At 42.3% G+C, this 21,855-nt stretch carries 23 protein-coding genes; 6 read left to right on the forward strand and 17 right to left on the reverse strand.

Going from position 1 to position 21,855, the window contains the following annotated elements; genetic code table 11:
* The 13 genes from K7887_RS20400 to spoIIID form a co-directional block, all read right to left on the reverse strand.
* The gene (locus K7887_RS20400) at positions 1-681 is read right to left on the reverse strand and encodes a PIG-L deacetylase family protein (RefSeq protein ID WP_223491450.1); all 681 of its coding nucleotides are present in this window, start codon (positions 679-681) and stop codon (positions 1-3) included.
* 232 nt (positions 682-913) lie between these two features.
* Complete coding sequence (gene galU / locus K7887_RS20405) at positions 914-1,807, reverse strand: UTP--glucose-1-phosphate uridylyltransferase GalU (protein ID WP_223491451.1); 894 nt, start codon at positions 1,805-1,807, stop codon at positions 914-916.
* A 15-nt stretch (positions 1,808-1,822) separates the two neighbouring features.
* The gene (locus K7887_RS20410) at positions 1,823-3,658 is read right to left on the reverse strand and encodes a polysaccharide biosynthesis protein (protein WP_223491452.1); all 1,836 of its coding nucleotides are present in this window, start codon (positions 3,656-3,658) and stop codon (positions 1,823-1,825) included.
* A gap of 94 nt (positions 3,659-3,752) precedes the next feature.
* Positions 3,753-4,463, reverse strand: coding sequence for a CpsD/CapB family tyrosine-protein kinase (locus K7887_RS20415; protein WP_399208835.1), 711 nt, complete (start codon positions 4,461-4,463; stop codon positions 3,753-3,755).
* Positions 4,453-5,199, reverse strand: a complete 747-nt coding sequence (locus tag K7887_RS20420; protein WP_223491453.1) for a YveK family protein — start codon at positions 5,197-5,199, stop codon at positions 4,453-4,455. The genes K7887_RS20415 and K7887_RS20420 overlap by 11 nt, the downstream gene beginning before the upstream one ends.
* A gap of 477 nt (positions 5,200-5,676) precedes the next feature.
* Positions 5,677-5,907 carry a hypothetical protein gene (locus K7887_RS20425; protein WP_148965337.1) on the reverse strand — a complete coding sequence of 77 codons (231 nt, stop codon included), beginning with the start codon at positions 5,905-5,907 and terminating at the stop codon, positions 5,677-5,679.
* Between the two features lie 119 nt (positions 5,908-6,026).
* Positions 6,027-6,458, reverse strand: a complete 432-nt coding sequence (gene fabZ / locus K7887_RS20430) for a 3-hydroxyacyl-ACP dehydratase FabZ (RefSeq protein ID WP_223491454.1) — start codon at positions 6,456-6,458, stop codon at positions 6,027-6,029.
* 80 nt (positions 6,459-6,538) lie between these two features.
* Complete coding sequence (locus tag K7887_RS20435; protein WP_223491455.1) at positions 6,539-6,835, reverse strand: DNA-directed RNA polymerase subunit beta; 297 nt, start codon at positions 6,833-6,835, stop codon at positions 6,539-6,541.
* Between the two features lie 37 nt (positions 6,836-6,872).
* Positions 6,873-7,715 carry a flagellar hook-basal body protein gene (locus K7887_RS20440; protein WP_223491456.1) on the reverse strand — a complete coding sequence of 281 codons (843 nt, stop codon included), beginning with the start codon at positions 7,713-7,715 and terminating at the stop codon, positions 6,873-6,875.
* Positions 7,716-7,742: 27 nt separating this feature from the next.
* The gene (locus tag K7887_RS20445; protein ID WP_223491457.1) at positions 7,743-8,564 is read right to left on the reverse strand and encodes a flagellar hook-basal body protein; all 822 of its coding nucleotides are present in this window, start codon (positions 8,562-8,564) and stop codon (positions 7,743-7,745) included.
* Between the two features lie 408 nt (positions 8,565-8,972).
* Positions 8,973-10,976 carry an acyltransferase family protein gene (locus tag K7887_RS20450; protein WP_223491458.1) on the reverse strand — a complete coding sequence of 668 codons (2,004 nt, stop codon included), beginning with the start codon at positions 10,974-10,976 and terminating at the stop codon, positions 8,973-8,975.
* A gap of 274 nt (positions 10,977-11,250) precedes the next feature.
* Entirely contained in the window at positions 11,251-12,252 is a 1,002-nt protein-coding gene (mreB, locus tag K7887_RS20455) for a rod shape-determining protein (RefSeq protein ID WP_148965331.1), read from the reverse strand.
* 504 nt (positions 12,253-12,756) lie between these two features.
* Positions 12,757-13,020, reverse strand: coding sequence for a sporulation transcriptional regulator SpoIIID (gene spoIIID / locus K7887_RS20460; protein ID WP_010200304.1), 264 nt, complete (start codon positions 13,018-13,020; stop codon positions 12,757-12,759).
* Positions 13,021-13,366: 346 nt separating this feature from the next.
* On the opposite strand from spoIIID, the gene K7887_RS20465 reads away from it, so the two are divergent.
* The 6 genes from K7887_RS20465 (at position 13,367) to K7887_RS20490 (ending at position 18,147) form a co-directional block, all read left to right on the forward strand.
* Complete coding sequence (locus K7887_RS20465) at positions 13,367-14,233, forward strand: DUF4309 domain-containing protein (RefSeq protein ID WP_223491459.1); 867 nt, start codon at positions 13,367-13,369, stop codon at positions 14,231-14,233.
* 163 nt (positions 14,234-14,396) lie between these two features.
* Positions 14,397-14,735 (forward strand): BsuPI-related putative proteinase inhibitor, encoded by a 339-nt coding sequence (locus tag K7887_RS20470; RefSeq protein ID WP_223491460.1) that lies wholly within the window; start codon positions 14,397-14,399, stop codon positions 14,733-14,735.
* 90 nt (positions 14,736-14,825) lie between these two features.
* Positions 14,826-15,395, forward strand: a complete 570-nt coding sequence (locus K7887_RS20475) for an RNA polymerase sigma factor (protein ID WP_223491461.1) — start codon at positions 14,826-14,828, stop codon at positions 15,393-15,395.
* Positions 15,370-16,182 carry an ABC transporter permease gene (locus K7887_RS20480; protein WP_223491462.1) on the forward strand — a complete coding sequence of 271 codons (813 nt, stop codon included), beginning with the start codon at positions 15,370-15,372 and terminating at the stop codon, positions 16,180-16,182. The genes K7887_RS20475 and K7887_RS20480 overlap by 26 nt, the downstream gene beginning before the upstream one ends.
* Positions 16,166-17,041, forward strand: a complete 876-nt coding sequence (locus K7887_RS20485; RefSeq protein ID WP_223491463.1) for an ABC transporter ATP-binding protein — start codon at positions 16,166-16,168, stop codon at positions 17,039-17,041. The genes K7887_RS20480 and K7887_RS20485 overlap by 17 nt, the downstream gene beginning before the upstream one ends.
* Positions 17,041-18,147, forward strand: a complete 1,107-nt coding sequence (locus K7887_RS20490; RefSeq protein WP_223491464.1) for a hypothetical protein — start codon at positions 17,041-17,043, stop codon at positions 18,145-18,147. The genes K7887_RS20485 and K7887_RS20490 overlap by 1 nt, the downstream gene beginning before the upstream one ends.
* Positions 18,148-18,278: 131 nt before the next feature.
* Here K7887_RS20490 and K7887_RS20495 read toward each other — a convergent pair whose 3' ends face one another.
* From K7887_RS20495 to K7887_RS20510, 4 genes are all read right to left on the reverse strand, one after another.
* Positions 18,279-18,419 (reverse strand): hypothetical protein, encoded by a 141-nt coding sequence (locus tag K7887_RS20495; protein WP_223491465.1) that lies wholly within the window; start codon positions 18,417-18,419, stop codon positions 18,279-18,281.
* The gene (locus tag K7887_RS20500; RefSeq protein WP_223491466.1) at positions 18,388-19,086 is read right to left on the reverse strand and encodes a helix-turn-helix domain-containing protein; all 699 of its coding nucleotides are present in this window, start codon (positions 19,084-19,086) and stop codon (positions 18,388-18,390) included. The genes K7887_RS20495 and K7887_RS20500 overlap by 32 nt, the downstream gene beginning before the upstream one ends.
* A gap of 64 nt (positions 19,087-19,150) precedes the next feature.
* Positions 19,151-19,795, reverse strand: coding sequence for a 3'-5' exonuclease (locus K7887_RS20505; RefSeq protein WP_223491467.1), 645 nt, complete (start codon positions 19,793-19,795; stop codon positions 19,151-19,153).
* 40 nt (positions 19,796-19,835) lie between these two features.
* The gene (locus K7887_RS20510; RefSeq protein WP_223491468.1) at positions 19,836-21,800 is read right to left on the reverse strand and encodes a DUF294 nucleotidyltransferase-like domain-containing protein; all 1,965 of its coding nucleotides are present in this window, start codon (positions 21,798-21,800) and stop codon (positions 19,836-19,838) included.
* Between the last annotated feature and the right edge of the window lie 55 nt (positions 21,801-21,855).

Below are 21,855 nucleotides of genomic sequence, written 5' to 3' on the forward strand. Positions count from 1 at the left end.
TTAGAGTCCTCTTCTTAATACACTTTCAAATGCCTCTGCATATATCATTCCCGCTTGTCCACCTCGGTATGCAGCTAGTCCTTTTATTGCCTCATTACTTCTTGGATGTGGAAAATCCCTCATCACACCACGGTACTGTGCTAACGCAGCTATTTTCTTATCAACACTCTCTTCTCCCACTTCAACAAATGTATTTGGAGAGAATTGATTCATGGATTTGTTTAGCCCCCATTCTGTAGACGAAGGCACTTCCATAAACAATAATTCTTTTAGTGGCTTAACATCACTTCGGCGCTGGAATAACCTTGCTGCAGCCTGACATGCTAGTGATGTATGTAAGTGATCGTTATTTAAATCTGCAGGATGATGCGTGAAAATCACATCTGCATTCGTTTCTATAATTGCTTTTTCAATAAATTGTACAAGCTTTAAATGCGGTACCATATTAAACTCAATATTTGGGAAATCTCCATAAATTACTTTATCTACACCGATAATCTCCATAGAACTATCTACATCTGCATACAACTCTTCAGTACTTGGACGGTGGTTTCTCGCATTCACATCACCTGAAAGAATACAAACATTCACAGAGTGACCTTCCTGTGCAAGCTTGTACATGGTAGCTCCTGCGCCTAACACTTCATCATCTGGATGTGCAATTACAACTAAATATGACATTTGATTTACCTCACTTCTATTTCTTTTAGTAGCTTAGTACTTATTCGGAATACATAATCCAACGAACTACTAATCTACCAAAACATAAAAAAACAGGGCATTTAACCCCACCTCACACCACACCATTGATAACTCCTCGTATCTAAGGTGGGGATTCCCCCCACCCACAGTGCAACCGAGTGCCTCCATTGATAAAGGTAAGGAGACATTACCTTGTTATTACTTCCTTCACTTATACACTTGTATTAGCCTTTTCCAACAACTGTTCCATATACATTAGAATTTGCTCTCGTAAATCCTCTCGCTCCAAAGCAAAATCCAACTGGGCCTTTATGAACCCAAACTTATCACCAACATCATGACGTACTCCACTGAATTCATAAGCAACGACCATCTGTTTTTCGTTTAATTCTTTAATTGCATCTGTAAGCTGAATTTCTCCGCCAGCACCAGGTGCTTGTGTTTCCAAAATGTCGAATATCTCAGGGCGAAGTATGTATCTCCCCATGATGGCATGATTAGATGGTGCATCTTCCATCTTTGGTTTTTCTACTAAGCTATCAATATGGAAGCAATGCTCATCAATTTCACCGTTCTTCTTAGAGATAACGCCATACTTGGATACATCCTCTATCGGTACTTGTTGTACACCTAAAACGGAAGAGTTAAAACGGTCGTATACTTCAATCAATTGCTTCAAACATGGTTTCTCTGGGGAGTAAACAATATCGTCTCCCAGCAATACCGCAAATGGCTCGTCTCCGATAAAGCGTTTTGCACATCCAATTGCATGTCCAAGCCCAAGTGGTTCTTTTTGACGGATGTAATGAATGTTTGCAAGTTTGGAGATTTCTTGGATTTCTTCTAGCTGTTCAAACTTACCTTTTTTCGCTAATGTCTCTTCTAGCTCATATGACTTATCAAAATGATCTTCAATTGCACGCTTGCCACGTCCGCTTACAATGATGATATCTTCAATTCCTGAAGCCACCGCTTCTTCAATGATGAATTGGATGGTAGGCTTGTCTACAATTGGAAGCATCTCTTTTGGCTGAGCCTTTGTCGCAGGAAGGAATCTCGTGCCTAATCCTGCAGCTGGAATAATTGCTTTTCTTACTTTTTGCACCTCTTCATCCTCCTCTTAAACCGAAACTTTTCTTTTATATAAGTGCTTTAAATCATCTTCTTTGTTATTCGCAACAGAAAGTAGATATTTTCTTAATTCAGGTTCACTCATCGTTTCGAAGTTTGTTAAGAAGTAACTTAATATTTCTTCCTCTTTTAATGGTGCTTTCCCAATATGAATCTTAGGGAAGATATCCGCTTTATGGATTTCATTTTCGTTTAGTAGTTCTTCATACATTTTCTCTCCTGGTCTGATACCGGAGTAGTTAATCCCAATCTCTTCAATCGAATAGCCGGAAAGAGTGATAAGATTTTTTGCCAGATCGACTATTTTGACCGGTTCGCCCATATCTAAGACGAATACCTCTCCGCCTCGCGCTAGAGTACCTGCCTGTATTACTAATCTTGAAGCTTCTGGTATAGTCATGAAATAGCGGGTCATATCGGGATGAGTTACCGTTACCGGACCTCCAGCTTGAATTTGTTTTTTAAATAGAGGGATTACACTTCCTCTACTCCCAAGTACATTCCCAAAGCGAACGGCTACAAATTTTGTTTTGCTTTCCTGTGCGAGCAGCTGAACGACCATTTCGGCAAATCGTTTCGTAGATCCCATAATATTAGTAGGGTTCACTGCTTTGTCGGAAGAAACGAGCACAAATGTGTTTACTCCGAATGTATCCGCCGCCTCTGCCACATTTTTAGAACCAAAGATGTTGTTCTTAACTGCTTCTTCTGGGTTGCGTTCCATCAATGGCACATGCTTATGTGCTGCTGCATGGTAAACTACATCCGGCATATACTTTTCCATAATGTTGAAGATTTTGCTTCTATCTTGTATGTCTGCAATTTCAGTAAAGATGTTAATAGTTGTATCGTATTTTGCACGAAGTTCTAACTCAATAGAATAAATGCTGTTCTCACCATGACCGAGCAATATTAGGTTTTCAGGTGTGAAGTTTGATATCTGACGACAGATTTCTGACCCTATGGATCCCCCTGCTCCTGTTACAAGGACTGTTTTTCCTGTAATGGATTCTGAGATACTTTCCATATCTAATTTTACTGGGTCTCTTCCAAGAAGGTCTTCCACTTCCACGTCACGGAATTCATTAACGGATATTTTTCCGGACATGAGATCCTCTAGCATCGGTATGATTTTTGTTTTGGCATCTGTTTTTACGCATTCTTGATAGATGGTATTGATGTCTTTCTTACCGAGTGACGGGATCGCAATGATAATATTTTCTATTTCTAGCTTAGATACTATTGTTTCAATATCTTTCACACTACCGAGTACTGGAATCCCCAATACTTGAAGTTTATGTTTCTTTTCATCGTCATCCACAAAAGCAACTGGCAATAACTCAGCTTCTCTATTTTGCAGCAATTGCCTTGCCACCATGCTACCTGCAGCTCCAGCACCTACAATTAATGTACGTTTCTTATCGGTAGACTTTTTATAATAGAAGTCGCGATAGACTCTCCAGGAAAATCTGGAACCTCCGATAAAAATCATGTGGAGCATCCATGTGATTATCAACGCTCTTCCATACACATTGCCAACTACCAACAACTGTACAAACCCAGTTACTGCGACTGAATAAGTAACAGCTTTCAGAATTCCCATTAATTCACCGATGCTAGCGTATTCCCATGCTTTATGGTAAAGCTTGTATGTATAAGCAAATAAATGATGCCAAATGATTAGTGACAAAGAGCTTAATAGTAATGTTTGGGAACTAAAGATGTTGGTATCCGGGATCAACATCCAGAAACTCACATAAATAGAAGACAGGACAATTAGGGAATCAACTAAAATTAGGAATGAAAGCCGTTTTTTATACGTCAAGGTGGAACCTCCTTTTTATTTGTATTTTTTTGTAAATTTAATAGGTTAAAAGTAACTAAAAAATCATAAAAAGAAGAGGAATAGCCCTTTTTGGCTATTTCCCTCCATAATAATAGTAGAGTGCACCGTCCGATTTCTTTTTACCATTTAACACAACGCCTAGTAGTTTAGCTTGTGCTGAATCTAATAATTCTTTGGCTTTTTGTGCATTATCTTTTTCTGTTGCTCCACTTGCCACAACCATGATGGTTCCATCGCACTTGTTTGCTAAGATTTGCGCATCTGTTACTGCAAGTACAGGAGGAGTATCAAAAATTACCATATCATACTGCAGATACGAAGCAGCCAGCATCTCTTCTAGTGCCTTAGAGCTTAATAATTCAGCAGGGTTTGGTGGGATTGGACCACTTGTTAGGATATCCAGGTTGTCAATTCTTGTGGTGTTGATAGTTTCGCGTAATAGTGACTGTCTTGTGAGGACAGTTGTTAATCCTGTTACGTTATTCTGTTGGAAAGTGTAATGTGCTGTAGGTTTACGCAGGTCAGCATCGATGAATAAAACCTTCTTGCCTTGTTGCGCAAATACTACCGCCATATTACTTGCGGTTGTGGACTTCCCTTCAGATGGACCTGAGGATGTCACCATGATGGAGCGCAGGTTCTTGTCCACAGATGAGAACTGGATGTTCGTTCTTATGGTTCTGTATTGTTCAGAGATCGGGGACTTCGGCAATTTGTCTGCAATCAAGTGACGACTAGTTGTAGCACTTGATTTTTGTTTTTTCTTTAAGTTCTTAAGAGCCAACGGTCTCACCTCTCGTTCTTGTAGCTTTTCTCGCAATTTTTTGTGCTTCTTGAATATCTTTATCATCTATTAGAACTACCGTTCCTAGAACAGGAAGACCTAATAGTTTTTCAATGTCTTGTTCTGTTTTCACTGTGTTGTCTAAGAATTCTAGTAAGAAAGCTAGACCTACACCCGCCATCAATCCAACTACAAATGCAATGGCCATATTCAATACTGGCTGAGGCTTGACTGGTGAAGGATTTTCTCCAACTTGAGCTGCAGCTAAGATATTTACATTATCCACATTCATGATGGAAACGACTTGCTTTTGGAAAACTTCCGCTGTTTTATTAGCGATATTTGCTGCCATAACAGGATCCGTACTTTCCACTGTTAACGTTAATACTTGAGAGTTTTGAACGCTTCCAACTGTAATCATATTGTTTAGTTCAGATGAATTATAAGCACCGTTTAACTCTTCACTTACTAGATCAAGGACTGCTGCACTTTTGATAATGACATTATATGTATTAATCAACTGTATATTGGCTTGAATGTCGCCTGTATTATAGGCGGCTTGATCTGTCTTTTCTTGATTTACCAATAACTGAGTAGAAGATTGGTAGACTGGCGTTAATAAAAAGTAGCTCACAAGTCCGCTAGCCGTGGTTAGTACAACCGTAATGAGGACAATGAGCGAAAGACGTTTCTTTATCGTGTGAAATAATTCTTTGAGACTGATAGTTTCTTCCATGTTAACCTCCGAAATTTACTCGTTACTGGTAAAGTTTATTTTTTCTACAAATTTATTCTTTTATTTCCATACTGAACTATTATAGGGCAATTTCTAACATATATCTACATAATAATTGTAATTTATCTGTAATAAAAGAGGAATTTCTTTCAAATCGTCATAAAGCCCTGTGTAAATATTTACAATTATATCGACTTTTGTCGAATGAAATGGGTATTTTGTCGAATATATTAGAACATTGGGTTATTTGTATATATTTGGATTATGCATTGTGTGAAGTTTGGGGGTTATTTATGATTTTAAAGAAAGAAGTAGAATTAAAAAGTGGTTAATTGTTGGTGGAATATTTTGTCGTGAGTTACTAAAGGTTGTGAACTAAGCAACTAGAACTTCGCGTCTCTTTACTAGAAACCCGAAGGGTTGCTTAAACACACAATAAAAGGGACAGTTTGCACTGCCCCCGTTTTATGAAAGAGATTACTGCTGGTCTTCTTCCTCTTCCATTTCCATATCTTCTTCCATGTTCTCTTCGTCTTGCTCCATGTCTTCTTCCATGTTGTTCTCATCTTCCATTTCAGGATCTGCAGGTTCTTCCATTGGTGGCTCTTCTTCTGGCGGAGGAACATCCTGATTGTTTGCTGCACATCCTGTAATTAGCATCGCTGCTAAAGCAGTACCAGTTAATTTCAATAACCATTTGCTGTTCATATAAACCTTCTCCTTTCGTAAATGGAATTTCAAGACCTGTTTAGCTCATGTTGCTTGGTCCCTTTTTATATTCCCCATTTTTTGAGAAAGCTTACATGTTATTTACAAATTTCTTCAAATTACTGCTTTGGTCCTAGCGCAAACATCATTTCCAGTTCACAAACAAGTTGTCCGTCAACCGTCGCAACTCCCTTGCCCTTCCCGATGCTGCCGCGTACACGAGTCATTTCGACCTCCAGGCGAAGCTGGTCCCCAGGAACTACTTGTTTCTTAAAGCGACAGTTGTCGATACCAGTGAAGAATGCAAGGCGTCCTTTGTTTTCTTCTTTTTTTAGCATTGCTACTGCTCCAACTTGGGCTAATGCTTCAACAATAAGTACACCAGGCATTACCGGGAACTCAGGGAAATGTCCGTTGAAGAACTCTTCGTTAGCTGTTACGTTTTTGATGCCAATCGCACGTTGTCCTTCTTCGATTTCAACGATTCTGTCTATCAAAAGGAACGGATATCTATGTGGAATGATCGCTTTAATTTCATTAATTTCAAGCATGTTTTTATGACCTCCTACTAATAGTTACTTATAATTATATAGGAAGGCATAAAAAATAGGAAGTCCTTTGTCGGACTCCCTTATTCTTTGTTAACCAGATCGAGAATATGCTGCCAAGTTTCTTTGTTGAGTACATCCATCGGATTGCCGCCACCTAGCACCCCATACCCGAACATCGCCCCAGCAACTACCGCCACTGCCATGACAACTACCATTATGATTAAGCGTAGCCATATTGGGATAAGTCGGATTCGAAACTTATATTTTTTGGGACGTTCTTCTGTTGCACTTACTTCTTCTTGTTGACTTGCTTTATTTTTTTGAGCTTTGCGCAACTCTTCCCTGGATAAGCTCTTTTTGCCTGTTTCTTGCTCCATTGCGCAACCTCTCCTTTTTCTTGGATTTCCTAAACGATTATGATTTCAATCCGTTTACAAGTCCCATCATCTGGTCTGCAAACTGGACAGATTTAGCATTAAATTGATACGAACGTTGCATTAACGTCAGCTCCGTCATTTCTGAAGCAAGGTCAACGTTGGACTGCTCCAACACACCTTGCTGCATGCGGATATCCTGACGCGCTCCACCTTGTATGTATCCTACCACGGCTTCCGGGTCGGCAACATTTGCTAGAGGAAGCGCATAAAGAGAACCTGGTCTCGCCTCAAGCATCTGCGGTCTAATCACCTCTGCCATCCCAAGCTCACGTGCAATGGCTTGTCCATCTGTCATAATGGCAGAAAGAATGCCGCTTTCCTGAAGTTTGACTTCCTTCACATTTTCCGGCAGGATGATTGGCTGCTCGTCACTATCCAGCACCGGATGTCCTTCAGAAGTAACAAGCATTACTTCTGCATTATTGATTGGCGACAAATAGAATACACCATTTCGTGTAAATTGTGTACTAGTTTGCCCATTTTGCGTAACTTGAACCGTAAAGAACTGATCTTCCTTTGTCAGTGCAAAGTCTAACATACGATCCGTCGCTTTCATAGGTCCTTGGGTTAAGTGAAGCTGTGTTTTACTTAATCCTGACCCAGAGCCAACTCTAATGCCTAGCTCAGATTGACGGGCCGTTTGGTTATCATATTGTGATAGTGGCTGGTTATTCGATTGTTGGGCAAGTAACTCTTGAAAGGAAGCACTTCTCTGTTTATATCCAACTGTATCCACATTCGCCACATTGTGTGAGATTAAGTCCAATTGTTTTTGTAGCTGATTCATCGTATTTGTTGCATTTAGCATGATTCTATTCATTTATTTTCTCCCTCCGTTAAGGGCTTTTTAGTTGATGCGACCAATTTCATTTGCTGCTTTTTGCATGCTCATATCATAGGCTTGAATTACCTTCTGATTGGCTTCAAATGCTCTGTAGGCGGCAGTCATATCACTCATCGCTTGGGCGGTGTCTACATTGGATCGTTCAATATGACCTTGTGAAATGGAATAGTCCACTCCAGGTGCTCCTGCTGCATTTTGAAGAGGAGGAACATCTTCTGCAGTTCTGTATAGGCCGTTACCTTCTCTAACAAGCTCATCTGGGTTATTGGCAAGTGCTATTCCAAGACGCGTATTTCGAATATCGCCTTCAAGAATCGTGCCGTCTTGCTGAACAAGCATTGAGCGTGACCTTATCTGAATACGGTTTTCATTTTCATCCAACACGTAAAGACCGCTATTTGTTGTTAAGTAGCCATCAGGATCAATGGAGAAGTTTCCGTTCCTTGTATAGCGCGGGGTGCCATCTACTTGCTCCACCGTGAAATAAACCGAAGCATTCTCGGGAAGGTTTTGGTTTAGGATTGCAAGATCTGTATCATTTCCGGTAGGACGCAAGTCACCCTGTGTATGTTTAGGCTTCGTTTCTTGCAAGTACACACCAGTACTAAGTCGTACTGGATTATTCGGATTCGACATAGGACTGAATGTTTTCGTACCGTTTGCTTGCTCCATTCGTTGTAAGAGTAAATCAGGGAAAGATCTTAATGAACCTTGATCCGCTTTATAACCAGGCGTATTGGCATTTGCCAGATTGTTCGACATCATTTCCATGCGGCGCTGCTGAGAAATCATCCCCGCTGTAGCAGTATAGAATCCACGTAACACTCGACTTCACCTCAAATTTTATAACGTACAGATTTTTCTAATTTCTATTATAGTACAAATGTGAGTTTGTCGATATATGTAATTTTATGATTATTGGATTTTTTTAGGAATAACTTATACGCGGCAAGAAAAAAAGCCCGCTTCCATCACTGGTAGGGGCTTAATTCCTGCATTTCATTCAGTTTTTGTCTATGATAGTTGAGTTTATTAATTAAATTCTTTCGTAATGTTTCATCCAAACAATCGTCAATTAATATTTCATGATAACTCACTCTGTAAGAATGCCATTGCCTCAAAATTCTTTGGTACATGTTCTGATGCACCTCCAGGGTTTTGTGATGTATTCTTTCTATACCCTTCGTGGAGGATTTCTAACATGAGTGGGTAGTACTCAGGGTAGACTCTAAATTATTTTTTCAAAACAGCGAAGAGTTCCTTTTTCAGAATAGGGGCCATCGTCCTAGCATATGTTGCTGTGATGTGGTGTTTGTCTCTATAGACCAGCACATTACCTTTAACCGGTTTGCAATAGTCCTCATCACACAAGTAATCCGTCAGATCCACATAGTGCACATTAGCTGGTACGTCCTCCAATTTACTGAACGGACTTTCAGAAGGCAGTGCCTTTTCCCTCTCTTGCGCGCATTCTAAGGAATCTTCCCCCTTTTCCTCCACACAAGACGGAACATCAAATTCAAACCATGCATTGTCTCTTAGTGCGAATACAGAGATGTCCGCTTCATTTAAAGTTTCCCACTGTTGTACAAACCCTTGTGGTACTTCTGCTTTTCGACCAACATCTGCTGTCGTAAACACAAGATCCGGTTTGGTTGATATTAGTGTCTGAATCAATTCCTTGTTCCACTCATAACAAGATTCAGATGTAGCTGCATTCACTTCTTCAGCAGTAAAACGACAAGCACTTTTCGTGTAATTGATAACCTTAATCTTTTCTTCTTGGGCAAATTCTTCAAGTGCTGGCAGCCATTGTGCTGAATGAGATCCACCAACAAGAGCCACTGTATATTCAGCGTTATCAGTTTCTCCATACTCACATGCTATTACTTCCGAGTCCGATAAAGACTGATGACACTCGTCCTCATAAACCTTTGGAAGATCGTTCTGTGCCTGTAGTGGTGTTGGCAAGACTGGGACATCTTCTTGGACATTAGTTGCGAAGACCTCAAGCGCACCAGGGTATTCCTCGTTCTCTACCAGGTTGGCAAGTTCCGCTTCTGCCTTTGAGATTTGATTTGCCCAAAGTGACGCCGTCAACACAACTGGCACCATGCAAGCGAAGACTACTGATCCACGCTTCCACTTTGGACTTTCTTTTTTCATGGAACGGATCGGTTTTTCAATCAGGTCGGTTGTAATGTATGACAAGATTATTGAGGCAATGATAATAATTAATCCATCTAGCAATGGAACTGCCTCTTTGCCTGAGATAATGAAATAAAAGACCAAGATTGGCCAGTGCCATAGGTAAAGGGCATAAGAAAGGTTACCGAGTTTTGCTAATGGCTTTAGGCTTAGGAATCTGTGGACTCCCAAAGTTCCTCCGTTATTGCCGGCCAAGATGATAAAGATGGCTGCAATGGTTGGCCAAAGTGCAGCGTATCCTGGGAATATGGTGGATACTTGAAGGATAATACCACATAAGACAATGGCAAGTAAGCCAATCCAGCCGATAATAAAGCTTATGGATTTGCGTAAGACGATCTGCGAGCCAAGTACAGCGACTATACCGCCAAGTGCGAACTCCCATACACGCGTAAAAGTGTGGAAATAGGCAAGTGCCTGGTTGGTAGATGTGAGATAGATGGAATAGGTTAGGGATGCTGTGAAAACTGTTAGTAGTACAGTTGTGAGCGTCGTTTTGAGTTTCATGTTAAATAATTTGCGCATGATTAGTGCCAGTCCGAATACAACGGTTGGCCAGAGCAGATAGAATTGTCCTTGGATGGACATTGCCCAGAAGTGTTGGACCGGGCTTGCTTGGTTATTCTGCGCCAAATAATCAACTGCGTTGAAGGCTAGTTGCCAGTTTTGATAATAGAAAGCTGATGCAAATATTTCTTGGAGCGTCTGTGCCCACTGAACCTGGGGGAGCCAGAGCATACTTGCTACTGTCACGACAAGCAACACAAAGAAGGCTGCCGGAAACAGGCGTTTTGTAAGGCCTAAGATGAAGTCTATTATGTCGATTTTTCCTTCTCTTTGTACCCTACCTAGTAAGGATGTGGTGATAAGGAAACCAGAGACAACAAAGAAGACATCGACTCCCCCAGAGACGTTGCCGAGCCAAATGTGATAGATTGCGACCAAGAGCGCTGCGATTGCGCGAAGCCCTTCTATTTCGGTGCGGAAGCGTTTTTTGGTTGGTGTTAGTGATTGGTTGATGGATGACATGGTGGTGCTCCTTTTTATGGGACAATTATTGGTTGGTATGTTGTCATGGATTATGATAACGGAGATTTTTTGGGGTGTAAACTGGTAAGTCGTTTGGTGGTTGGTTTAAACATTGAAGAGCGTGAAGGGGTCAGTCCCCCGCAAGAGGGATTTAGTTTTTAAAAGGAGTTTTTAAAGGGGGACAGACCCCTGAGTTGTTGCTTTTGATATTGTATTTTTCAAAGCAAAAGGAGCTGCCCTTTCGGGGTGCTCCTTTTGTGGTTGTTTTTAATTTTTAGGCGAAGCTTTTGGATGGTAGGCGGTCGATGTGGTCGAGCATGATACCTGTTCCGATTGCTACGCAGTCCATTGGTTGTTCTGCTACTAGTACTGGGACTTTTAGTTCTTCTGCTAGGAGTTGGTCCATTCCGTGCAGGAGTGCTCCTCCGCCTGTCAGGATGACGCCGCGATCGATGATATCTGCGGATAGTTCAGGTGGTGTGCGTTCTAGGACGCTTTTTGCTGCTTGTACGATCACTTGAACGGATTCTCGTAGTGCTTCTTCGATTTCTGTGGATGTGACTGTGATCGTTTGCGGCAGTCCGCTTACCATATCGCGTCCGCGAATGTCGATGGATTCGTTACGGCCACCAGGGAATACTGTTGCAATTTCGATTTTGATGTTTTCGGCTGTGCGCTCACCGATTAGAAGCTTGTACTTCTTTTTGATGTACTGAAGAATTTCATTGTCGAATTTGTCTCCGGCCATTTTAATGGAGGAAGCAGTTACGATGTCGCCCATGGAAAGAACTGCAACGTCTGTTGTTCCGCCACCGATATCGACTACCATGTTTCCGCTCGGTTGGAAGATGTCCATGCCCGCTCCGATTGCTGCTACTTTTGGCTCTTCTTCTAGGTAGATTTTTTTGCCCCCGCTCTTTTCTGCCGCTTCTCTGATTGCTTTTTGCTCAACGGATGTGATGTTGGTTGGGCAGCAAATAAGGATACGCGGCTTAGATAAGAAGCCTTTTACGTTCAGTTTTTTGATGAAGTGCTTAAGCATTGCTTCTGTTACTTCGAAGTCTGCGATAACGCCGTCTTTTAGGGGGCGCATTGCTACGATGTTTCCTGGGGTACGGCCAACCATCTTGCGGGCCTCTTCCCCTACTGCCAATACTTTGCCTGTGTTTGTGTCAAGTGCTACTACAGAAGGTTCGTTCAAGACGATCCCTTTTCCTTTTACGTGGATGAGTACGTTCGCCGTACCCAGGTCAATTCCAATATCCCTTGCAAACATCTTTCTATTTTCCTCCTTGCGTCATTGCTTTTATTGGCGACTTTTATCTGAATGTTCTTTGATTGTTTGGTTGCAATTGCTAATGAACACTATCTTTAGTCCTAATTGTATATTCTATCACATTTTACAAAATAAAGGTGAAATTTAACAGTAGTTCTGTGTCATTTTTTTGAGTATTTTGTCGAAAGAGGTGGGGATAGTGAAGGTGTGAGTTTAATGAAGACCTGTGTTGCTTGGATTTTCTGGGTGGAAGGTCTTCATTGGCTTGATGAAGACTTATCTTGCTCGGATTTTCGGCTTGGCAGGTCTTCATACGCCTGATGAAGACTTCTCTTGCTCAAAAATCCCGCGTGGCAGGTCTTCAAGCTTCACCCGCTCCATGACTACATGAAATAGCGGTTCCCTCCGACTGCCCGCTTTTCATTCATCCTACAAACCTAGGAGCTTACACGCACCAAAAAACCAAAAATACCAGAGCATCTCCTTCGCCCTGGTATCTCTGCTTTATTTTACGGCTTCTTCTTCTTTCTTGTACTTCATCTTGGTTGCTTCGCCGCCCCGTAAATGCCTGATGGATTTATGGTAATCAAGGATTGTTTTGACTTCGTTTGCTAAGTCTGGGTTGATCTCCGGCAGTCTTTCGGTCAGATCCTTGTGGACAGTACTTTTGGAAACGCCAAATTCTTTCGCTATCACGCGAACTGTCTTCTTTGTCTCCACGATATACTTTCCAATCTTGATAGTTCTCTCTTTGATGTAATCGTGCACACCACTCGCCCTCCCTAAATTGTGGATGTTGAGAAGTGTGAAATGAGACCCGCTTATTCCGATGTAACGAAGTGCATATAATGATAGTTGTATATAAAACATAAGTAGGATGGCTGGTGTAATTCTTCGAGACAATCTACGATCCCTCACCTCAAACACTCTCTTTGTATGTTTGGTTTGTATCAGTTTATTAGCTTGGTTGGTTGTTTATGCCAACAATGTCAAGAGGGACAAGGCTTTTGTTTGATTTTTTTGAAAAAAACTCTCTTTTTAATATGAAAATGCTATAATTAGTCCGAAAACCATTATTTAGGGGGTTATTGTTATAAATAGATTATTCTTTCCGGTGAGCTGTTTATTATTAGTTTTTCTCGCAGCCTGTCAAGGTGGTTCAAGTGAAGATGCACAAATAGCCGCAAAGGATGGGAAAGAGGAAACTACTTTAGAAGAGGAAGTTCACTTGTCCGATAGTTGGCAAGGAGATTGGTTTACTTTTTCCCCCCCAGCCATCATTGGCCAATTAACTATATATGAAGAAACGGATGAAGGCTTTTCTTTTATTATTGAATTATCCAATGATGAGCTTACTCCAAAATCTAAGGATTCTTCCGAACTTATCGTTTCCTTTAAAAGTTTAGGTGGATATGCGAAAAAGGATGGACCCGTTGCAGTTTCTGAAAAAAAAGACAATGGCTGTGTGCTCACTTTGCAAAAGGGTGCAGAAGGTATAGAGGTGAAAGAGTCGGAGGAATGTGCCGACCCAGAGCTTACGGTCGATTTCAACCATTCCTTTACCCCTGCGGAAACCTTTGTCATAGATGAACATTTCTTAGCAAGCATTAAAGAAGGCAAGTTTACTCCAGATGGTTATGGCATCGGAACGCCGATTAGGACAATCATCGATGAGCTTGGGAAACCAGATGCCGAGATCCAGCGAAATGAAGCCTTTTATCATATTTATTCCCATACCGGTTATGGCACAGCTGTAGGTGAAAATACCGTTGGATTGCTGACAGTCATTCAACCTGAACCTCTGACACCAGAGGATATTAAGAAGCTGATGGGTGAGCCGGAACAAGAAGGACCAAACGAAATGGAAGGTTTATATTTCTATTACTACACGATTGACGAAAAATATGAATTGTATTTTGAATTTTTACCAGAGGAGAAAACATTATTACGCTTCCACTTACGGGAGTTAAAGTTGATGTAGTCGCAAAAACAAAGCTTACAAATAGTGTTATGTTTTTCCTAATTATTACATTTTCTATTGCTGATTTATTCTCTTTTTTCCCATTCTCAAATCATAAAAGGTATAGCCTTCGTTTTGTCGAATAGTTTAGTAGAGGATTAGATTGCGATGGGAGTGTTGTAGCATGAGTTTGGAAGCAAAGTTGACTTATTCAGAGAGTGGCCCGGATTCGGTCATGTTGCATTTTGTCGTAGAAAATAATGGCGGTGCTTCGGAAAAAGTAACATTTCGTAGTGGGCAGCGATATGACTATATCTTGTATCGGGACGGCGCGCGCGTGGAGCAATTTTCAGAAGGAAAAATGTTCACGATGATCTATGAGGAGATTATGGTGGGGCCTGGGCAGGAGTTAAGCTTTGATATTCCGTTGAAGAATTTGCAGCCTGGTAGTTATAAGGTGATCGTGTGGCTGGCTGACTCGGGTTGGCCAGGTGCTAGAGATCGCTTAGAATTTGATATATAAGTGTGTGAGACCCGTCATGAGGACGGGTTTTTTTATTTGGTTTAAGTCTTTTTTGAAACTGATTCGTCTTAATAGGTGAGGTGATAAGGGATGGCGGAGGATTATGAGTTGATCGAGGAAATTATCCGGGGCAGCGAGGCGGCGATGGAAGTGCTGACTCGCAGGTATTATCGTGATATTTTTGCGTTTGTTTATCGGAAGGTCGGCAATCGGGATTTGGCCTATGACTTGACCCAGGAGATTTTTGTGAAGGTGGTGCAGCGGGTTGGCAGTTTGAGAGATAAGACCGCATTTAAGAGTTGGCTGTATCAGATTGCGGTAAACCATTGCCGGGATTATTGGCGAAGTGCCGCCTACCAGCAGGAAAGTAAGCAGGTCGAGATTCCGGAGCAGATGAAAAGTGACGGCAGTGATGTGCCTTACATATTTGAGAGAAAAGAAACGCGCGAGCAAGTGAAAAAAGCGTTGCACTCATTGCCAGATATGCAGCAGGAAGCAGTTATATTGAAATACTTTCATTATATGAAAATACAAGAAATTGCTGATGTGACACATGCGAACATTTCAACGGTGAAATCCCGGTTGAAACAAGGCTTGACGAAGCTTGCGGCTATTTTAAAGGAGGGTGAAGAAGATGAGAAGAAACGACTACGAAGATAAGTTTCGGGATGATGAGGATTTTGATTTGGAGTTGTTGGAGCTTGAGAATGAGGTGTTTTGCAATTTAAAAGAGTATGATGTGGAGTTTCCGAGTGAGGAAGAAATGATGTCCACCATCGAATCCATCCGCCCTCATGTGCCGAGGAAGCAGAACATGTTTAAACCTTTGGCGGATTTAGTAAGACACTCCGGACAAGAAATTTTCCGGATCAGCCCCCTCTTTTGGGGAGCAAATGGACTGCTTGTGCTGATTTCGTTGGTTGCCTTTTTCATGGCGGATGAGTTGGACCCCTATTTTACTATAATGATTCTTGCCCCCCTCCCCACCATTGCCGGTGTGTTGGAGCTGATGCGCAGTAAAAACAGCGGGATGCTGGAGTTGGAGTTGTCGTTGAAGTATAGCTGGCAGGAGTTGCTGTTGTCTCGAATGTTGGTGATTGGCGGGTTTAATGTGTCGGTAAATATCGCGTTTACGGCGGTGCTTTCGTTTGTGGTCGCAGACGTGTGGTTTGCCAAGATGACGTTGTACTGGTTGACACCGTTTACTCTTCTGATGGCTGTGTCGCTAGTGATTATTTCTCGTTTCAGGAAGTTTCATATTGTTACGGTCACGCTGGTGAGTTGGATTGGGTTAGGGATGGTCATGAGTCAGACTACGCTTTTTGAAAGACTTGGCGATGTCCCGTCCTACGTGATTGTGTTGGTGATCATAGCGGCGTCGATTTTTAGCTTGTGTAAAATGATGTGGATCTATAAAAGGGGGATTTCGTATGAACTTAACCATTAAAAATTTGAGTAAATCGTTTGGCGATAAAAACGTGTTGGATGATGTGAGCATTAAATTTTCTGCCGGCGTGTATGGCATTCTTGGGGCAAATGGTTCCGGAAAAACGACGCTGATGCGGATCTTGGCGAGTGTGTTGAAGCCGAGTGGCGGCCAGGTTTATTTTAACAATCAGGATATTGTGGGCATGGATGAGGCATACCGTGATGTGATTGGCTATTTGCCACAGCATGTGGGGTTTTATAAAAATTTTACGGCGGAGAAGTTTCTGTTATATATTGCGGCGTTGAAGGGCTTGCCTAAAGATAAGGCTAAAGTGAAAGTGGACGAGGTACTGGAGCTGGTTGGGTTGTCTGCTGAGCGCAAAGGAAAGGTTGGCAGATTTTCCGGCGGGATGAAGCAGCGTGTCGGGATTGCGCAGGCATTATTGAATGATCCGAAAGTGTTGATTGTCGATGAGCCTACTGCAGGACTGGACCCTAAGGAACGGATTCGTTTTCGGAATCTATTAGCGAAGATCGCGATTAACCGGATTGTGCTATTGTCCACTCACATTGTGTCTGACATTGAGTTTATTGCTCGAGAGGTTGTTATTTTAAAAGATGGCAAGCTGTTGCGCAAGGATTCTCCTCAGGATTTGTTGGACGGCATTGCCGATAAGGTATGGTCGGTAAAGGTTCCAGAGTCTGAGATTGCAAGCTTTCAAGCTGAATTTAAGGTCGGGAATATTGGCCGGGTTGGGGATGGTGTGTTTGACTTGCGCATTTTAAGTGACAGCAAACCCCACCCTGCTGCACTGAACGAAGCACCTAACTTAGAAGATTTATATCTTTATTATTTTGATGAAGAGGTGGCCTCCTAATGGAATTGTTAAAGTTTGAGCTTTATAAGATATTTAAGCAAAAAACGGTGTATATCACGTTTTTCCTTGCCATTCTTTTCTCAACAGGATTTACTTTTCAGCTGACAGAGCAGTGGGAGAAGGACTTGTATAAGGAATGGGAAGGACCGATCACCGCAGAGAAAGTGAAGTTGGCGGAGGAAAAAAATGCAGTGCTGATGAAAAAGTTAGAAGATGCGCCGGATGACGAGCCTTTTTTCTTTTCAGAACGAGAGAATGCGGAGATGGCTGTTTATGAAGGGGTCGTGTGGGCTGCTGGTGTAGAGCGGAATACTGTGGCGTATATAAAGGAGCTGGATCGTGCAGACGCAACTGCTGCTGATAAACTTAATGTGGCGATGCTTAATAAGTTAGACACTTCGTACTTTGCATATAATGTTGGTCCTGGCAAGGTCATAGATTTTGCGAGTGTGTTCTCGATATTTATTACTGGGGCGATGTTGTTGATTGGGTTGTCTGCAATTTATACACAAGAGTACAGCTCTGGTGTGGAAAACTATTTATTGAGTGCTAGAAAAGGTCGCAAGCAACTGTTATGGGCGAAGGTTGGGGCGGCGTCTGTTTATACGGTGGTTATCGTTTTGGCATGGGAAGTGTTTAACTTGGCATGGAATACGGTGCAGTTCGGCAGCGAGGGCTGGGGAACGCCATTTCAGCATTATTTTAAATATTACTTCTCCCCTTATGATTTTACTATGTTGGAATATCATCTTGTTCAGATGGCGTTTCATTTATTGGGTGCAGTTAGTTTTGCGGTGTTGATTGTACTGGTGTCCAGCTTTAGTAAAAATGCGTTGATCTCGTTTTTTGTTTGCAGTGCGTTGTTTGGGATGCCGTTTCTGGTGGTGGAAATGCTGATGCTGCCACAGTGGGTGGAGAATCTTTTCACTTTCACTCATATTTTTACAATGAATGTGGAACCACTTTTTGACTTCTTTAAGACTGTGAACGTGTTTGGGACTCCTGTCCTTTACCCTTTTGTAGCCGTTGTGATGATGGTGATTGTTTCTGGTGTAGCTGTTTTGGTGAACTTGAGGTATATGAAGAGGAAGGAATTGTCGGTTTAAGGGTATAGTGACAATCTCATTTTCCATTGATGGATATCGAGCTATTTTTTCCTGTGCTTCAGACAATGACATTATTTTAGAATCGCATCGCCTAAAAGTGATGCGGTTTTTATAAAAATAGCTTTATTACTTCAAGAAATGACGGGTTGATAGATACCTAAACGGGCTATCCTTAGCAAACTGCGATTTGCTCCATCTGTTAAGAGTGCACCACATAATACTGTTGTATCCAACATGGCTTTAGGAGTATTCAATGTCGATATCAAACTCATCAATTGCTTCTCCTATGTGGCTTTTTGTATTGTTGTCTAATTTACGAATCCACTTCTCTGCGGATTCAGCTTGGTTCGAGTTGGTCTTCAAATACTTTTGTGGAATTCTCCAATGTCCTCCTTCAGTTTGGAAAGCTTCTGGGAATTTACCTTTTTCACACCAACGTCTTATTGTCTGATCTGTTACACCACCTATTACTGCTGCTTCCTTTGTTGTCACGTATTCGCTTTCTTTATATTCCACTACTTGGGCGTTAGGCTCATGGATTAATGAAGCCGCACTTTGCTCTTTCATACGTTTGTGGATAATGGAAACTAATATTTCTCTTTTAAATTTCTCTACGTCAGCCTGTGAACTAAAAAGCAGACTAATTACTCTCTCTATATAATCTGACATTAAGCTCGACGCTCTCATTTGATTGTTTTGTAAGACAAACTCGTTTATCTGTTTTGCTAATGAGATGATATCAGTTATTTCAACTTCATCAACTTTAGAGTGTATATTGGAAGGTAGATCTGTAGCAGATACCTGTCCTCCTATAGAATTTATGGCCTGTTGGGCAATTGTCTTTAATACTTCAATGGCTTCTTCATGATGCTGCCCTTGAACAAGGACATAGACACTTTTCCACAAACCAATATTTATTTGCAATTTATATTCATACACGGAAATAACCTCCTTTTCTTTAATTATACCCATAAACACAACAAAAACCCAACAAAGTCAACATTTAGTTAGTCCCAATGTTCAACAAATCCCCCCATGTCTTTATTCCACGTTCTTGGCAGATCTGGAGCAGTTCCGTGAATAGGAATGCGGTGGTAAGCGCGTCTCCAAGAGCTGAGTGTCTTTGGTAGATTCTTGTGCCGAAATCCCTTGCGTATTTTTCAAGATCTCGCATGTCATAGTTAGGGGCGATATAACCGATCAGGTCCAGGGTGTCGAGAGTTTTCGGTTGTTTCCAGGTCAAGTTGTTGCGCTTAAGTTCCGATTTGATCACTTGCATATCAAAGGCGATATAGTGACCAACATAACAGGCTGATTGTCCAGCTGCGAGGTCCCTTAAATCTTCTATGGCCATCAGCGCTGTTGGTGCTTCTATCGTTTGTTCTTGTGTGATGCCAGTGAGCTCGGTAATTTCCCGAGGAATTTGTCGATTCGGGTTGATGTATGTTTGGTAGGCGCTGTCCTCTATTACCTGCAGGTTCTTTATTTTGACGGCGCCAAGTGCTATCAATCTGTCATCCTTGGCCACGTTGAAACCCGTCGTTTCGGTATCGAATACGGTGAATTCCAGTTTGTCGACAGGTGTGGAAAGTGGGATGTTTTCTGCTAAATTGCTCGGGAAATAATGTTTTTTTGCGAATGAGAACATATTTTGTAGGTACCTCCTTCATGTCTGGTTAGCTCCTTTTTTAATAGTAGGACAGCATGTGGTTTTGGAGTTCTTTTATGAGTCTTATGCTGAGCATCAGCTCTTCTTTTTCACGGGTTGATAGTGTTGTCAGTGATAAGGATGACGTTAGGTCTTCTCCGTTTTGGTGTTGGTTGTATCGATTGCGGACGTAATAATTAAGGATGGTGCTGATTGATGCTTTGAGATCCTTTTGGAAGTTTTCCGAGAGGATCTTTTTTTCGTGCAGTTGGTCTATTTTTTCTATTGGCGTTCCATATGTGATGCCGTGCATGAGTGCGAGTATCTGCAGGCTGTGATGATATGGGAACAGGACTTCTTTTTTCAGGTCGAGTTGTTTTTTGTTACGGCGGAACATGGATCGGATTGGTTGTTCTAGGGTCGGGATCGGGTTTTCCCGTTCGAGTTGGGACAGGCGGTATAGGAATATTTTAGCTCGGTCCAGTGAATCCAATATTGTTTGTTGGAATTGCTGGTGCAGCGTATCGTCCCCCGCTATATGACGATAGGAGAAAAAGTTCTGGGCCAGAAGCAGGCGGTCGTTGGTGGCGTTTAACGTCCATTCGTGAAGGCGGGATTCCCATTTTTGGAGGGTGCCGCGCCAGATTGGGTTGGATGCCATCATATCGCCTTTGCATTTTTGGTAGCCGGCGAGTTCTAGGTTTGTGACGATTTTTTGTGATAATTCTTCGAAGTATCGGGTGGCGATCTGGTCGCTATGACCATCCGGGTAGTCGTGCGTATCGCCCTCTCCCTCGTAGACGAGGAAGTGATCCTGGTCGGTGAGCAGGAACTGTTCTTTTCTTGCCCCGCTGCCCATTAGGTAGAAACAGAATTTTGCCGGTGGTGCTGTTGGCATTTCTATTATGGAAAGGTCGATGCAACGCTTGATGAGCTGGTCGTAAAGGGTATTCATGACTTCAAGCGTTGTCAGAATTGGAACTTGTTGTTGGAGCATGGTGGTAATCATTGCGTATAGTTGCTGTTTGATTTGTGGTAGCTCTTCTTTGGTGACTGTTTTGAGTGTTTCTGTGTTTTGAAGCATAGCGGTCGGTTGTTTGGCTTGCAAGAGGTCTGTCAGGGTGACCAGTCCTGCGAGTTGGTTGTTTTCTGTGGTGACTGGCAGGTGTTTGATACCGTTCAGAAGCATGGTAGTGAGTGCTTCGTAGTAGTAGGCGGTTCTTGGGATAGTGATTGGATTTTCTGTGATGATGGTGTGGACTTGTTCTTGGGTGCTTTTGCCACTGGTGATGACGCGATTGACGAAGTCGTGCATTGTTACGATGCCTTTGATTTGGTTGTTGTTTAGAATGATGGCGGCGGTTTTCGTGTTATTTTGGGACAGCTTTTCTGCGACGGATTGGATGCTGTCGGTTCGTTTAGCTTGAATGGTGGTCGTTGTTGGCTGCATGATGTCTCGGACCCGGAGAATGGTCGGGTCTGCTGTTCGCCCCATGGTGGTGCTCATGTTAATCTGTTCGGCGAGTGAGTGGTAGACATCGTGAAGGCGGGAGCTGACCTGGTCTAATAAGTAGTCTCGGAGGGCAGGTTCGCTCCATCTCTCTTTTAGCACCGTATAGGGAATGAAAAGTGCTTCTGTATCGTCGATTGCGCGGACTTGGACGAGGGTTTGGTTGTGCTGCACCGGCTGGCCTGGGAGTTGATCGGGATATATTGGTGTGGTTGGATCCGGTTGTTGAGTTTGCGGGAAATTCGTGATGAGGAAATGGTGGAGGTTGGATAGCCCGATGAGTTCATTCGGTTTAATGATTTCCAGGACTTCGTCTTGGGATTTTTGGAATGGGAGATAGACTTCAGCCATGCCGGAGAGCACAAGAAAGACGCCTTCGCGGTGTTCGTTGGCTTGGAGGATGATGTCGTTTTGGTTGTAGTGAAAGGTTTTGCATTGGTTTTTTATGTTGGCTGCTTCGGTTGCGGTCAGGTTTTTGGTTAGGAGATGTTTCATTTTGGCTGCTCCTTTTTTTTGCAGGAAAGAGGAGCAACGTGGTTGGACGCTGCTC

The organism is Sutcliffiella horikoshii, assembly GCF_019931755.1.
GTDB lineage: Bacteria > Bacillota > Bacilli > Bacillales > Bacillaceae_I > Sutcliffiella_A > Sutcliffiella_A horikoshii_E.

Excerpts from the sequence above, each read along its gene's own strand:
- K7887_RS20505 (WP_223491467.1), bottom strand. The coding sequence starts at position 19,795 with ATGTTCTCATTCGCAAAAAAACATTATTTCCCGAGCAATTTAGCAGAA.
- K7887_RS20485 (WP_223491463.1), top strand. The coding sequence starts at position 16,166 with ATGAACTTAACCATTAAAAATTTGAGTAAATCGTTTGGCGATAAAAAC.
- K7887_RS20480 (WP_223491462.1), top strand. The coding sequence starts at position 15,370 with ATGAGAAGAAACGACTACGAAGATAAGTTTCGGGATGATGAGGATTTT.
- K7887_RS20425 (WP_148965337.1), bottom strand. The coding sequence starts at position 5,907 with ATGAACAGCAAATGGTTATTGAAATTAACTGGTACTGCTTTAGCAGCG.
- K7887_RS20495 (WP_223491465.1), bottom strand. The coding sequence starts at position 18,419 with ATGAGTTTGATATCGACATTGAATACTCCTAAAGCCATGTTGGATACA.
- fabZ (WP_223491454.1), bottom strand. The coding sequence starts at position 6,458 with ATGCTTGAAATTAATGAAATTAAAGCGATCATTCCACATAGATATCCG.
- K7887_RS20450 (WP_223491458.1), bottom strand. The coding sequence starts at position 10,976 with ATGTCATCCATCAACCAATCACTAACACCAACCAAAAAACGCTTCCGC.
- K7887_RS20475 (WP_223491461.1), top strand. The coding sequence starts at position 14,826 with ATGGCGGAGGATTATGAGTTGATCGAGGAAATTATCCGGGGCAGCGAG.
- K7887_RS20420 (WP_223491453.1), bottom strand. The coding sequence starts at position 5,199 with ATGGAAGAAACTATCAGTCTCAAAGAATTATTTCACACGATAAAGAAA.
- K7887_RS20510 (WP_223491468.1), bottom strand. The coding sequence starts at position 21,800 with ATGAAACATCTCCTAACCAAAAACCTGACCGCAACCGAAGCAGCCAAC.
- K7887_RS20435 (WP_223491455.1), bottom strand. The coding sequence starts at position 6,835 with ATGGAGCAAGAAACAGGCAAAAAGAGCTTATCCAGGGAAGAGTTGCGC.
- mreB (WP_148965331.1), bottom strand. The coding sequence starts at position 12,252 with ATGTTTGCAAGGGATATTGGAATTGACCTGGGTACGGCGAACGTACTC.
- K7887_RS20470 (WP_223491460.1), top strand. The coding sequence starts at position 14,397 with ATGAGTTTGGAAGCAAAGTTGACTTATTCAGAGAGTGGCCCGGATTCG.
- K7887_RS20440 (WP_223491456.1), bottom strand. The coding sequence starts at position 7,715 with ATGAATAGAATCATGCTAAATGCAACAAATACGATGAATCAGCTACAA.
- K7887_RS20400 (WP_223491450.1), bottom strand. The coding sequence starts at position 681 with ATGTCATATTTAGTTGTAATTGCACATCCAGATGATGAAGTGTTAGGC.
- K7887_RS20490 (WP_223491464.1), top strand. The coding sequence starts at position 17,041 with ATGGAATTGTTAAAGTTTGAGCTTTATAAGATATTTAAGCAAAAAACG.